The organism is Halobacillus sp. Marseille-Q1614 (assembly GCF_902809865.1).
In the GTDB taxonomy this organism is placed as follows: domain Bacteria; phylum Bacillota; class Bacilli; order Bacillales; family Halobacillaceae; genus Halobacillus_A.
The window spans coordinates 3,682,081-3,694,898 of record NZ_CADDWH010000001.1 but is presented as its reverse complement, the minus strand read 5'-3'; the positions used below and the strand labels follow the sequence as shown (position 1 = coordinate 3,694,898).

At 43.6% G+C, this 12,818-nt stretch carries 13 protein-coding genes, 1 pseudogene and 1 riboswitch; of the genes and pseudogenes, 2 read left to right on the top strand and 12 right to left on the bottom strand.

All coding sequences use genetic code 11. From position 1 onward, the window contains the following. Positions 1-269 precede the first annotated feature (269 nt). From ribE (HUS26_RS18460) to HUS26_RS20095, 7 genes and pseudogenes are all read right to left on the bottom strand, one after another. Positions 270-740, bottom strand: a complete 471-nt coding sequence (gene ribE / locus HUS26_RS18460; RefSeq protein WP_173918500.1) for a 6,7-dimethyl-8-ribityllumazine synthase — start codon at positions 738-740, stop codon at positions 270-272. Positions 741-872: 132 nt separating this feature from the next. After that, positions 873-2,066 carry a bifunctional 3,4-dihydroxy-2-butanone-4-phosphate synthase/GTP cyclohydrolase II gene (locus HUS26_RS18455; protein WP_173918499.1) on the bottom strand — a complete coding sequence of 398 codons (1,194 nt, stop codon included), beginning with the start codon at positions 2,064-2,066 and terminating at the stop codon, positions 873-875. 17 nt (positions 2,067-2,083) lie between these two features. After that, the gene (gene ribE / locus HUS26_RS18450; RefSeq protein ID WP_173918498.1) at positions 2,084-2,731 is read right to left on the bottom strand and encodes a riboflavin synthase; all 648 of its coding nucleotides are present in this window, start codon (positions 2,729-2,731) and stop codon (positions 2,084-2,086) included. A gap of 3 nt (positions 2,732-2,734) precedes the next feature. Then, positions 2,735-3,829, bottom strand: coding sequence for a bifunctional diaminohydroxyphosphoribosylaminopyrimidine deaminase/5-amino-6-(5-phosphoribosylamino)uracil reductase RibD (ribD, locus tag HUS26_RS18445; protein WP_173918497.1), 1,095 nt, complete (start codon positions 3,827-3,829; stop codon positions 2,735-2,737). A 139-nt stretch (positions 3,830-3,968) separates the two neighbouring features. Then, positions 3,969-4,119: riboswitch (FMN riboswitch) on the bottom strand. 202 nt (positions 4,120-4,321) lie between these two features. Then, complete coding sequence (locus HUS26_RS18440; protein ID WP_173918496.1) at positions 4,322-5,182, bottom strand: DUF421 domain-containing protein; 861 nt, start codon at positions 5,180-5,182, stop codon at positions 4,322-4,324. Positions 5,183-5,208: 26 nt separating this feature from the next. Continuing rightward, complete coding sequence (locus HUS26_RS18435) at positions 5,209-5,397, bottom strand: DUF1657 domain-containing protein (protein WP_254434243.1); 189 nt, start codon at positions 5,395-5,397, stop codon at positions 5,209-5,211. An 83-nt stretch (positions 5,398-5,480) separates the two neighbouring features. Next, positions 5,481-5,579: pseudogene (locus HUS26_RS20095) on the bottom strand (DUF1657 domain-containing protein); the annotation flags it as partial. Between the two features lie 324 nt (positions 5,580-5,903). Between HUS26_RS20095 and HUS26_RS18430 the strand changes: the two are divergent. Further along, on the top strand, positions 5,904-6,035 hold the full coding sequence (locus tag HUS26_RS18430; protein WP_173918495.1) for a YjcZ family sporulation protein: 132 nt from the start codon (positions 5,904-5,906) through the stop codon (positions 6,033-6,035). Positions 6,036-6,138: 103 nt separating this feature from the next. On the opposite strand, the gene HUS26_RS18425 is transcribed toward HUS26_RS18430, so the two are convergent. Further along, positions 6,139-7,395 carry a DNA polymerase IV gene (locus tag HUS26_RS18425; protein ID WP_173918494.1) on the bottom strand — a complete coding sequence of 419 codons (1,257 nt, stop codon included), beginning with the start codon at positions 7,393-7,395 and terminating at the stop codon, positions 6,139-6,141. Positions 7,396-7,757: 362 nt separating this feature from the next. Here HUS26_RS18425 and HUS26_RS18420 point away from each other — a divergent pair, with 362 nt between their 5' ends. Further along, entirely contained in the window at positions 7,758-9,410 is a 1,653-nt protein-coding gene (locus tag HUS26_RS18420; RefSeq protein ID WP_173918493.1) for an alpha-glucosidase, read from the top strand. Between the two features lie 31 nt (positions 9,411-9,441). On the opposite strand, the gene HUS26_RS18415 is transcribed toward HUS26_RS18420, so the two are convergent. From HUS26_RS18415 to pepT, 4 genes are all read right to left on the bottom strand, one after another. Continuing rightward, on the bottom strand, positions 9,442-9,888 hold the full coding sequence (locus HUS26_RS18415; protein ID WP_173918492.1) for an OsmC family protein: 447 nt from the start codon (positions 9,886-9,888) through the stop codon (positions 9,442-9,444). Between the two features lie 7 nt (positions 9,889-9,895). Further along, entirely contained in the window at positions 9,896-10,087 is a 192-nt protein-coding gene (locus HUS26_RS18410) for an SE1561 family protein (RefSeq protein ID WP_173918491.1), read from the bottom strand. Between the two features lie 295 nt (positions 10,088-10,382). Further along, positions 10,383-11,156 (bottom strand): TerC family protein, encoded by a 774-nt coding sequence (locus tag HUS26_RS18405; RefSeq protein WP_173918490.1) that lies wholly within the window; start codon positions 11,154-11,156, stop codon positions 10,383-10,385. A gap of 277 nt (positions 11,157-11,433) precedes the next feature. Beyond that, positions 11,434-12,669 carry a peptidase T gene (gene pepT / locus HUS26_RS18400; RefSeq protein ID WP_173918489.1) on the bottom strand — a complete coding sequence of 412 codons (1,236 nt, stop codon included), beginning with the start codon at positions 12,667-12,669 and terminating at the stop codon, positions 11,434-11,436. Positions 12,670-12,818 lie beyond the last annotated feature (149 nt).

Genomic DNA, 12,818 nt, shown 5'->3' with positions numbered 1-12,818 from the left:
TTGACAGTATTTTAATCAATTGTCGCTATTAAAAATCCTCTAAGACAACTTAGAGGATTTTAGCTATAAAACTAGTTTGTGTTTGGCTTCAGAAGAGAAAACCATCTCGCTTTTCGCGGACAAGCGCCCGAGCATCCTCGAAAAAACGCTCTGCGGAGCTCGGCTCATTCGTTTTTCCGAAGAAGCCTTCATAGTTTTCTCTCCCGCCGCTCTGCGTGATAGGGAAAAAGAATGTCTTGCTTTTTAAAACCAACTAACTTGGTACAGAGTCAAACTTCAAATAAACGGTTTAAGTTTGCCATCTCAATCGCTGCTGTCGCTGCTTCCCAGCCTTTGTTTCCGGCTTTCGTACCCGCACGCTCAATGGCCTGTTCAATGGTATCAGTCGTGATTACACCAAAGATAACAGGTACACCGCTTTGAATAGAGGCTTGAGAAATGCCCTTAGCCGCTTCTCCACAAACATAATCGAAGTGTGGAGTCGATCCACGTATAACCGCTCCTAAAGTAATAACTGCATCGTATTTACCCGAGTTGGCCATTTTTCCAGCGACCATTGGGATCTCATAAGCACCTGGTACATAGGCTGCCTCAACATCGTCCAAATCAACACCATGGCGTTTTAAGGCATCCACAGCCCCTTCATAGAGACGTCCTGTAATGAAATCGTTAAAACGTCCAACAACAATACCTACTTTTAATCCGCTTCCTACTAAGTTACCTTCAAGTTTCTTTACCATAAATCAATCGCTCCTTTTTATTTTCAATCAATTGTCCGCAACATAAGCAATCTACCTACATCGGGAAAAATCACCCGATTGCGGCATCTTGCTTATGCGTGTCGTGTCTATCAGGCCGATTCCGCTTTTCTTTTAATAATGAAACAGGTGTCCCATTTTGGATTGTTTTGTTTTTAGGTAGAGTTCGTTTTCTTTTCTTGATGGCATTTCGATGGGTACACGCTCGACGACTTCGAGGCCGTAGCCGCTTAAGCCGGAGATTTTTTTTGGATTGTTGGTCAGCAGTTTGATTTTTGAAATGCCAAGCTCTCTTAAAATCTGTGCACCAACTCCGTAATCGCGAAGGTCTGGTCCGAAGCCTAGTTTTTCGTTGGCTTCTACTGTATCTAACCCTTCCTCCTGCAGCTTGTAGGCAAACATCTTATTTAAAAGGCCGATTCCTCTGCCTTCCTGGCGCATATAAAGGAGGACACCGCTTCCGTTCTCGGAAATTTGTCTTAACGCGTTATGAAGCTGCGGTCCGCAGTCACATCGGAAAGATCCAAACACATCCCCTGTCAGGCATTCCGAGTGAACTCGAACGAGAGTCGGTTCGTCTGGTTTTACTTCTCCTTTGATCAACGCAATATGATCTTTATTATCGATATCGTTACTGTAAGCAACCGCGCGAAAGTCTCCGTATTCGGTAGGCAGCTTAATTTCAACCTCACGTTTCACATGATCTTCGTGACGGTGGCGGTGCTGAATTAAATCAGCGATGGTAATCATCGGGATATCAAATTCATCCGCCATTTTCCTTAAATCAGGAACACGGGCCATCGTGCCGTCATCTTTAATTATTTCACAAATAACTCCGGCCGGCTTAGCTCCTGCCAGTACAGCAAGATCGACGGCTGCTTCTGTATGGCCGGCTCGGCGCAGCACGCCGCCATCTTTTGCGATCAGCGGGAAAATGTGTCCTGGTTTCTGGAAATCCTCGGCGCTGGCTTCAGGATTCAGCAGCTCTTTAATGGTTAATGCCCGCTCATCTGCTGAAATACCCGTAGTGGAAGATTTATGGTCAATGCTCACTGTAAAAGCCGTACGGTGTGGATCTGTGCTGTTATTTACCATCGGCATCAGCTCCAGCTTTTCCGCTAATTCACCAGTAATCGGCGCACAAACCAGTCCTCGGCCGCGTGTAATCATAAAATTAATCATTTCAGGGGTAACATGCTCGGCGAGACCAATTAGATCTCCTTCGTTTTCACGGTCTTCATCATCACAGACGATAACCAGCTTGCCTTGTTTCAGACGCTCTATTGCTAATTCTATTGAATCGAACATTTCGAGGCTCCTTCCATTTATGCAAATCCGTTCTCTTTTAGAAAATCTTTGGACATTGTTGACTGTTTCGTCTCTTTGTCCTGTCCGAGAAAATGAGCGACGTATTTCCCAATCATATCGCACTCTATATTGACCCGGTCGCCCGGCTCCTTGTTTCCTAAAACAGTATGGTCCATCGTGTGAGGGATGAGCGAGATAGTTACTCGAGTTTCATTCACCCCAAAAACTGTCAGGCTTGTTCCATCGACAGCAATTGACCCTTTATATACGAAGTAATGAATAAGTTCATCAGGTAATTCTATTTCATAATAGACGGCGTTGGATTCAGGCTTTTTACTTACGATCTGTCCCGTGCCATCAATGTGGCCAGATACGAGATGACCGCCAAAGCGTCCGCCTGCTGCCATTGCACGTTCGAGATTAACCTTGCTGCCTTGGTTTAATTCGTGTAGATTTGTCGCCCTGTAGGTCTCAGGCATAATATCAAACTCGGCACTCTGATCGGTATAGCTTGTTACGGTTAAGCAGACTCCGTTAATCGAAATGCTGTCCCCTAAGTTGATGTCATTTAAAATATCTTTAGCCTGGATGCTAAGCTGCATAGCTTCGGTTTTTGTTTTTATTCCTTTTACGGTGCCGATTTCTTCTACTATTCCGGTAAACAATTTCTACCCCTCCCTTTTTACGGCTGTAATTTTTATATCTTTTCCGATCATTTCTGATGAGATAAACTCAAATTCTTCTACGTTTTTCAGGTTGCTTATCCCTTTTCCGGCAACCGACGTCAACGCCTCTTTACCGCCGATCAACTTAGGTGCCATATAGATGACCATCTCATTAACGACCCCCGCGCGAACAAAGGCATCGGCAATCGTTGCTCCTCCTTCTACTAATAAGGAAGTAATATTTCTTTCTCCCAGTACAGAGAGAACATCGTCTATTTCGATTTGTTCCGTCTCAAGCTGAATCACTTTTACATGTGAGGAAGACTGAAAGGAAGCAATCTTTTCCTCTGCAACTTGTGAACCTGTAAAAACCCAAGTAGGTGCTGTATCATCCGCTATTAACTGGGCTGCCGGAGGTGTACGGAGGTGAGTGTCGAGGATAATTCGGACAGGCTGCTTTCCACCGCCTTCAAGACGAACCGTTAACTTAGGATTGTCCATTAAAACCGTGTTCACTCCTACTAAGATAGCAGCCGATTGATGACGATATTGATGACCGTCTTTTCTTGCTTCTTCTCCAGTTATCCACTGACTTTCCCCAGTAGAAGTAGCAATTTTCCCGTCCATACTGATCGCTGACTTCAGCCTGACATATGGGCGTTTCGACTGGATGTAGTGAAAAAATGCGCGATTGAGCTGGTCTGCTTCTTCCTTAAGGACGCTTGTTTTCACCTCAACGCCGGACTCCTTCATCATCTCAATACCTCTTCCGCTCACTTGAGGGTTCGGGTCACCTGAAGCAATAACCGCCCTCTTAATCCCTGCGTCTGCGACAGCCTGCGCACACGGCGGAGTTTTTCCGTAATGGCTGCACGGCTCCAGCGTAACAAAGATTTCTGCCCCTTCTGCCTTTTCACCGGCCATCTTTAAAGCATGCACTTCTGCATGTGGTTCTCCCGCTTTAACGTGGACTCCAAGTCCGACCACCTGATTATCACAGACGACAACGGCTGCGACCGAAGGGTTAGGCGTCGTCTGGCCGACCGTGACTTTTGCCATTTCAATGGCCATCTGCATATATTTCTCATCGCGATCCATTTCCTCACCTCCGCGTATAAAAATTAAAAACCCTGAAGAAGATACACTTCCCCAGGGTTTTGAATTATTATAGTCAATAAAATAATAAGGTACGCCGAATAAAGGGCACAAATCCAGAAAATTCGTACCACAGACGTTCTGCTTCCTTCTCCCATCCAGACTTTCACTGTCGGCTTTGGAATATTCACCAAATCAGGGGGAGACGCATAGCTGCTGCCTCCCCGTCGCGGGCTCGGAACTCTAGGTTCATTACCGCCGGCTGGGACTTTCACCCGACCCCGAAGGAAAATATATGCGATTGTATTACTAATATAAACGAAAAAGAAGTTAACCGCAACGCATTAGGCTTCCTTCCTATTGAATGAAAAGTTATTTTTTTTAAAAACAGCAGGGTAAAAAAGCTGTTATATACAAATAAAAGCCTTTCATCTATATCTATAAAATGAGAGGCTTTTACAGCAGTAAATATTGGTTGTACTCCTATCCTAACATTTAACTTTTCAGTAAAGGGGTAAGTTTATCCAGGGAAACTTGAAGCTTTTGAGCATTCTTTTCGTATATTTTTTTGGCATCCTTATCCCTGGCAGCCAGCGCAAATAACTCAAAGTCGGCCTGGCACTTTTTCAGACTCGCAAGCAAAAGAGGCTTCTCTTGTGGAGATGGAATTTGTATCTTATCATCGTAAACATCTACAGCAAACTGCCCATGAGAGTCAATTTGGCAAAGAAATATGTTATCAACGGGCATCCCTAATTGATTTAGCTCTCCTTCCACCCATGCACGGGTCTTCCCAGCTGCAGCGAGTTGTTGGTCTTGAAATTCTCCATCCATGATTACAGTAAAAGTTTCTTTCTCATTGGATTGGTTAAGTCCAAGGTCCTTCCCTGTGACAGGACGATTCTCCTTTTTCAGTAAAACACTGAGTTTACCGTCTGCTTCAAGTGTGGCGTATTCTACCTCATTGATATTGAAAACATCTTTTTCCCTAAGCAGCTGGAGAAGCTCATCTATCGTATATTTTTCCTTCTTTAACTTTTTTTCTAAAATCTTTCCTTCTTTAATAATTACTGTTCCTTTGCCCTCAACAAAATCTCTTATTTTTTTACTGTGTAATGAAAGGATTTCAAAAAGAAAAGGAATAAAAGCAAACACAGCTATTCCTAACAATCCGTGCCATATGTTATTTTCCAGTCCCATGATGACTTCCGCAGCGATACTTCCAATAGTGATCCCTGATACATATTCGAAAAATGAGAGCTCGGATAATTGTTTCTTTCCTAAAAGCTTCGTTACTAGCAGTAAGGCTACTAAGAACAAGACCCCTCGCAGGAGGACGGACAACCAATCCACCATTTATATCACCCTTTCATTAAAACCCCTTATACTGGCCTTCCCCTCTTCCTGATCCGTTCCATCAATTCTTCTTTGACTTCAGCCATTCTCAGCATCTCTTCATGAAAAACCCTTTTTTCTGTTTCATCAAGTGTCTTCAAGGCAAGCGTTGATAAACCCGCTTCAAGATTCTTGATGGTGGCTAATAATTGTTTTACATCTGAACCAGCGGTCATGAATGATTCCCCTTATCCTTTAGTTGATCAGCAGAGGTCTGTTCACCATCATTCGGCCAATAAATTAGAATAACAGACACTTTTTATTGTTGTTTGTACTGAGGTTCCTCTTGCTCAATTTGTGCTATTCTCGGTGTCAGGCTATCGATAATCGACTGTGTTTGCTGAACTGCATTTTCATACTCCTTTACTTTTAAAATAGCTAGCTTATCCTTCTTTTTATGTTTTCCTTATTTTTCAATTAAATTCGTTCCTTATTGATCTCATAAAAACTAGTCTGCAAGTGAAACTTTATGCACTAATTTTTAAAGAATAATTAAGATAAATTTGATTTAAGGAGTTGGGATCTATGATCGTCTGTCGTACCTGTACTTAGAAAAACACGAATATCTGCCAGACCGTTCCCTTTTGGCTGAGGGAATTTCGCAGAGGATATAGTCAAATGCCTTTCCCATTTATTTTTGATCACATAAAGTATCGTATCGAGTAAAAAAGGTGGTGAGGTTATGAGTTACGGATATGGTGGATTCGGCGGTTACGGCGGCTGCTACGGCGGTTACAGAAAAGGAAGCAGCTTCGCGCTAATCGTTGTTCTATTTATTCTTTTGATCATCGTTGGTGCTTCTTTCTACAAATAAGGAAAGTCTATTTATTCAGTGAAGATTATCCTTTAACACACCTCGGCCTACGTACATGGGCACCTTGTAAACCAGAGCGCATGCTGCTCTGGTTTTATTGATTTTACGCATAATGACCGCCGATTTTTTTGCTTCGATCAGGGGTAATTCCCGCATCGGTAAAGCTGCTTGCTCTTAAAATAGCCATCGATCCATACTTGTCGCGAATCTGATCCATCACTTTTCCGATGTCCTTTTGTTTTGGACGGTCGTCAAAAAGAGTGAGCTGGGTCGCAACATCTTCTTCAAGATTCGTCAGGGTGACACTCGTACGCCGAATCTGGCTCTCTCCATCGTAGAATGTGCGGAACAGGCGCATACAAATATGGTACATATCCATCGTAATATTCGTGGGCTGATCAATGGAAATCGACCGGCTGAAGCCGCCGCCAAATTCGCTTGCATAAGCTACAGAAAGGTGGACGGTCCTTCCCGCCTGGCTGTCTCTCCTCGCCCGGCGGCAGGCTTCCTCACATAAATCAAGAAGAACCGTCGGCAGTTCCTCTCCCGTATAATCGCGAAGCAGCGTGATCCCGTGACCGTACCCTTTTTGCTCTGTTTTTGTGAAATTCCCGACCACAGGACTTAAGTCCACGCCCCACGCATGCCAATGAAGCTGTTCCCCCATAATGCCGTAATGTTTCTTCATATACTTTAACGGATACTCTGCCAGCTGGCCGAGCGTTACGATTCCTAATCGGTTTAGGTTCCGCATCATGCGGGAGCCAATTCCCCAAATGTCTTCAATCGGCGTCGGCCACAGCAGACGTTTCACATCCTCATACCGGCACTCGGCAATCCCGTCTTCCGCCTTTTTCGCGTGAATATCCATTACGACCTTTGCTAGAAATTTATTGTCGCCAATTCCAATGACACACTCAATTCCGAATTGATCACGAATATTATCCTGAATCATACGGGCGATGTCATAAGGAGATCCATATAATTTTTCCAGTCCATCAATCGTCACCCACAGTTCATCCACGGAATAGACGTGAATCGCTTCAGCCGGCACATAATTCATCATCATTTTTGTAATCTCCACGGATACTTCCAAGTAATCTCCCATATGTGCCTGGGCAACCACAAGCTGAGGATCATCCGGCAATTCAAAAAAACGGCTGACATTGCTGATGCCGTGCTTTTTCTTTAATGCCGGAGATGCGGCCAGCACAATGCTGCCGCTTCGATTCGGGTCGCCTACCACAGCGAGCAATGCTGTTGTTGGATCAAGGCCCCGCCTCGTACACTCTACACTGGCATAAAAGGAGCGCATATCAATGCACAGTACATCATGACGAGGGTAAACTGAATAATCCATTTTCCTTCACTCTCCACATTTGCGAACGTTTGTTCCTATTATAACCAGTGAGGGGAATTCTGAACAGAGGAGATTTTATCCAATGAGGGCATGTTTTGTTGAAACCTTTTTGAGGAGTGCTGCCTTCTATTGACGGTTCGGCTGTTCTTTTCAGCGTTCGGCACCGGTTTTTTTGGCGCTTACGCCCACTTTCCCGGCTTTCGCCTCCCCCTCCTGACCTGTTATAAAATTCAGCCAAATCTATTGTAAAAGGCCGCAAAATCGATTAATATATGAAACAACCAGCGAAAACGTTTGCGCAATAAATAATAGTGGTATACAAAGAAAAATAATAGGTTTTCTACAAAGTGAGGTTTTTTAGAATGGAAAAAGTTTGGTGGAAAGAAGCCATTGGATATCAGGTTTATCCCCGCAGCTTTCAGGATTCAAACGGTGATGGAGTCGGCGATATTCAGGGAATGATTGAGCGCCTCGATTATTTACAGGATCTTGGTATTGATTTTATATGGGTATGTCCGATGTATAAGTCGCCGAAAGACGATAATGGATACGATATTTCCGACTATCAGGATATTCTTGGGGAGTTTGGCAGCATGTATGATTTTGACAAGCTGCTTAAGGAGGTTCATAAACGCGGCATGAAATTAATCATTGATCTTGTGCTTAACCATACGAGTGATGAGCATCCGTGGTTTATTGAGTCTCGCTCCTCAAAAGATAACCCTAAAAGGGACTGGTACATCTGGCGTGACGGCAAAGACGGCAAGGAACCGAATAACTGGGAGAGCATTTTTGAAGGGTCCGCCTGGGAGTACGATGAGAAAACGGATCAGTACTATCTTCACCTTTTTTCGAAAAAACAGCCGGATTTAAACTGGGAAAATGAAGAGGTTCGCGATATTTTATTCGACACGGTCAACTGGTGGCTTGATAAAGGCATTGATGGATTTAGAATCGATGCGATCAGTCATATTAAAAAACGGGAAGGTTTCCCGGACCTGCCGAACCCTGAAGGCAAGCCTTATGTGTCTTCCTTTGATATGCACATGAACCAGGAGGGCATTCATGAGTTTTTACAAGAATTCAAAGACAAGACATATGGAAAGAAAAATGCATTAACCGTCGGTGAGGCCAATGGGGTTAGTGCTGAAGAAGCTCACCAGTGGGTCGGTGAAGAAGGTAAAATGGATATGGTCTTTCAATTTGAGCATTTGGATTTGTGGGACCAGGATGCCGAGCAGCAGCTTGATGTCGTCGGCCTGAAGCATGCCCTTACCCGCTGGCAAAAAGCCTTAGAGAATAACGGCTGGAACGCTCTGTTTATTGAAAACCATGATAAAGCCCGTGTCGTATCGACGTGGGGTAACGATGAAGACTACTGGTACGAAAGTGCAACAGCGATGGCGACGATGTACTTCCTCATGCAGGGAACGCCGTTTATTTATCAGGGACAGGAAATCGGCATGACCAACGTTGCTTACCCTTCCATCGATGATTACGATGACGTGGCCGCGAAAAATCTCTATGATAATAAAAAAGCGGAAGGGCTGACGGATGAAGAGATCCTCCCGATTCTATGGAGTACTTCCAGGGATAACAGCCGCACACCTATGCAGTGGAGCGATGAACCGCAGGCCGGCTTTACGACAGGGCAGCCTTGGATTAAAGTAAACCCGAATTACAAAGAAATCAATGTAGCAAAACAGCTGAAAGATGACGATTCGATCCTATCTTACTACAAGCAATTAATCAGCCTTAAGAAAAAGCATGAGCTGTTCACTTATGGAACATATGATCTTCTCGATCCTGAGCACCCACAAGTGTATGCGTACACCCGCTCAATGGAGGATCAAACCGCCCTTATCCTTACAAACTTAACAGCTGAACAGGCGATTTTTGAAAGTGAAGATCTCCTTACAGCGGAAAATCTTCTGCTTTCCAACGTTAAAGTGAAAGACGAAGAAACAACCTCCGTAGAATTAGCTCCATATGAAGCGAGAGTTTACTTATTCTAAACAAAAACCCACGCGTATCGCGTGGGTTTTCTTATTTAATGCCTGTCTCAGCCTGCAGCTCAAGCTCTACATTTCCTGCAATAGCCTTAGAAATCATGCAGCTGGTTTCTGCTTTTTCGACAAGCAGGTTTAGTTTCTTTAATTCCTTCTTCCCTGCTTCGTTCGTCAAATAAACCTTCGGCCGGTGGATGATTTTTTTATAAGTGAAAATTCCATCCGTCACATCCACAATACCTTCAGAGTCCATGTTCATTTCAGCTAAAGGAAGCCCCGCTCTCTCAATCATTGCTCCGAGGCTGATGATATAGCAGGTGGCTGCCGCTCCTAGCAGCATTTCATCGGGATTGGTTCCTATATCCGGTCCATCCATTTCTTTAGGGATCGATATTTTGGTCTTAAGTTTGTCTGATTCAATATAGCCGACTTCATTGCGTCCTCCCGGCCAATCTGCTTTTAAATGAAAATGATGCAATGCCATAATCTTCTCACTCCTCCTGCCAATCTTTTTTAAACCGTGTCATCTTCGTGTGAAGCTGTTCAAGCATTTCAAGAACACGGTTGTAATCATCCATATCTATTTGTTCAGGATCCATTGTCGATACCACCTGATTGAGCATATGGATCCGATTCTTCACATAAATAAACTGGTCGGCCGGATGATTCGCAGCTTTTCCCATCCAACACCTCTCCTTTAGTTCTTTTTCCTAACTATATCAGAATATAAGAATTAAAGTGGAATGTCAGCTCACAAAACAGAACAGCAACCCTGGTGAGCTAAAATAACCACGCTGCGTGATCTCGGATCGCTCGTTTTTCCGCAGGAGGCTCGCGGGTTTTTGCTTCCTGTGAAGTAAAAAAGTCATCTCCATCTAGATGATCTCGGGAGTGAAGAAACCTGGCAAACGAAGTAATTAACTTTTAAAAATCTAAAGAGAAAAAAAGCTGTCGAGATTCTCTCGACAGCAACCTAACCTATGCTTCTGTTTTCTTTTTCCCTGATAAGAACCAGCCGGCTGCAGCGATTCCAACAAGGACCGTATAGAAAATAATCTTCCATGCTGTTGAGTGAGCAAAGTGTTCATCCAATACTTGAATGTTAGGGTGAGCTAATGTAGCAATTACCAGCTTAACCCCTACCCATCCTACAATGACAAAGGCCGCAATTTCCAGACCAGGCCGGGAATGAAGTAAGTTAACAAATACATTTGCTGCGAAACGCATGATAATGATGCCGATCATACCACCCGTTAAAATAACCGCAAACTGTCCTCCATCAAGACTTCCTACATCAGGAAGCGGCGTCTCTGGAAGTACAATGGCTAATGCTACTGCTGCTAAAATAGAGTCGACAGCAAAAGCTAAGTCAGCCAATTCTACTTTTAAAACAGTCATCCAGAAGCCTGAACCTTCCTTTTTATCTTCCACGTCTTCGGCGGGTTCATCCTGCGCAAGGTTCTTCGTGCGCCATTTATCATATAAGTGCTTCCCGGAAATAAATAATAAGTACGCGGCACCGAGCGCTTGCACCTGCCATACGTCCACAAGAAATGAGATAACAAATAAGGAGGCAAATCGAAGAATAAACGCCCCTACCAGTCCATAAAATAAGGCTTTCTTACGCTTATCTTCCGGCAGGTGTTTAACCATAATAGCTAAAACAAGAGCATTATCAGCAGCAAGTATGCCTTCTAAACCGACGAGTACGATTAATACCCATCCATACTCGATCAATAATTGAGCATCCATTTTTTTTCTCTCCTTTTCAAAAAAAATGATCCCTACCACAAAGGTAAAGATCAAAAAAACAGACCTTTACCCCAGCGTGGGTAAAGGTCTCGCTAACAACGTCCGTTGCCAATAAAGCCGGGGATTTCTCCCGTAATGACGACTTTACTGTCAAAAGCTACTCCCCTTTAGGAATCGCAATATTCTTTACTTATAATAGCACGGTACCGTTATTTGTCAATTAATTTTTTATAAACCTTTCCCTTCCTTCATTATGCGAAAGCAAAGACGTATCTATTCACTTCGATGAGTTTCCTGCAGCTAGCAGCCGGATGATTTCCACTATTACACGCACAGCCTTTTCCATATTGTTTAAAGAAATATATTCGTATTTACCGTGAAAATTTTCTCCACCTGTAAAAATGTTAGGAGTCGGCAGTCCCATATAAGATAGCTGAGATCCATCGGTTCCTCCGCGGATCGGCTCAATGATCGATTCAATTCCAAGGTTCTCCATCGCCTGGCGGGCCGTGTCGACAATCTCTTTTACTGGTTCAATTTTGTCTCTCATGTTGTAATACTGGTCTTCAAGCTCAAGCTCCACAGCTCTTTCGCCGTATTTAGCTTTTACATGCCGGGCAATTGATTCAAGGACTGTTTTCTTATCTTCAAACTTCTTTTTATCGTGATCTCTAATTAAGTAGTAAAGCTGGGCTTTTTCAACATCACCCTCGAAAGAAACGAGATGATAAAACCCTTCATAATCACTCGTATGCTCCGGCGCTGATTCTTCAGGAAGCTGATTAATAAATTCAACGGCCATCTTAGAGGCATTGAGCATTTTTCCTTTAGCAGTACCCGGATGAACACTGTTTCCATGAAACGTAATTTTAGCAGCAGCCGCGTTGAAGCTTTCATATTGCAGTTCCCCTAGAGGTCCCCCATCGATAGTGTAAGCAAAGTCCGCTCCAAACCGCTCCACATCAAACTTATGAGGGCCTTTTCCGATTTCTTCATCCGGAGTGAAGGCGACACGTATTTTCCCATGCTTAATTTCCGGGTGCTGAATAAGGTAATGCATAGCTGTCATGATTTCTGTCACCCCTGCTTTATTGTCCGCCCCAAGCAGTGTCGTTCCATCTGTTGTAATCAGCGTATGTCCTTTATATGTAGAAAGCTCTTTAAAATCTTCAGGAGACAGTACCACATTTTCATTCAATTGAATATCGCTGCCATCATAATCTTCTATGACCTGCGGCTTCACATTTTTTCCGGTAAAGTCAGTAGCAGTATCGATATGGGCTAAAAAGCCGGCAACCGGAACATTTTCATCTGTAGTCGCAGGAAGTGTCGCCATAACGTAAGCATTCTCGTCAATCGTTACTTCCACCATTCCGATTTCTTTTAATTCATCAACTAGCTTTTGCGCCAAATCCCATTGCCCTTCTGTTGAAGGTGTTGTTTCACTTTCTAAATTCGACTGTGTATCGATTTTTACATAGTTAATAAATCGGGTAAGCAATTCTTCTTTCATAAAAATTCATCCTTTTCTATAAAAAAATATTTCCTGCTCTATTAAACCTCACAGTGGATAGGTATAGGAATCGCCTTCTCTTTTTTTGCGAACGCCCGCCCGAGCCTCCTATCACATCCATTATACTATCTTCTTACAACCTCAGTTAT

Coding starts and splice junctions, on each gene's coding strand:
- HUS26_RS18405 (WP_173918490.1), bottom strand. CDS start 11,156: ATGGATGCTCAATTATTGATCGAGTATGGATGGGTATTAATCGTACTC.
- HUS26_RS18420 (WP_173918493.1), top strand. CDS start 7,758: ATGGAAAAAGTTTGGTGGAAAGAAGCCATTGGATATCAGGTTTATCCC.
- ribD (WP_173918497.1), bottom strand. CDS start 3,829: ATGGATCGCGATGAGAAATATATGCAGATGGCCATTGAAATGGCAAAA.
- HUS26_RS18425 (WP_173918494.1), bottom strand. CDS start 7,395: ATGGATTATTCAGTTTACCCTCGTCATGATGTACTGTGCATTGATATG.
- HUS26_RS18440 (WP_173918496.1), bottom strand. CDS start 5,182: ATGGTGGATTGGTTGTCCGTCCTCCTGCGAGGGGTCTTGTTCTTAGTA.
- HUS26_RS18430 (WP_173918495.1), top strand. CDS start 5,904: ATGAGTTACGGATATGGTGGATTCGGCGGTTACGGCGGCTGCTACGGC.
- HUS26_RS18435 (WP_254434243.1), bottom strand. CDS start 5,397: ATGACCGCTGGTTCAGATGTAAAACAATTATTAGCCACCATCAAGAAT.
- pepT (WP_173918489.1), bottom strand. CDS start 12,669: ATGAAAGAAGAATTGCTTACCCGATTTATTAACTATGTAAAAATCGAT.
- ribE (WP_173918500.1), bottom strand. CDS start 740: ATGGTAAAGAAACTTGAAGGTAACTTAGTAGGAAGCGGATTAAAAGTA.
- HUS26_RS18455 (WP_173918499.1), bottom strand. CDS start 2,066: ATGTTCGATTCAATAGAATTAGCAATAGAGCGTCTGAAACAAGGCAAG.
- HUS26_RS18415 (WP_173918492.1), bottom strand. CDS start 9,888: ATGGCATTGCATCATTTTCATTTAAAAGCAGATTGGCCGGGAGGACGC.
- HUS26_RS18410 (WP_173918491.1), bottom strand. CDS start 10,087: ATGGGAAAAGCTGCGAATCATCCGGCCGACCAGTTTATTTATGTGAAG.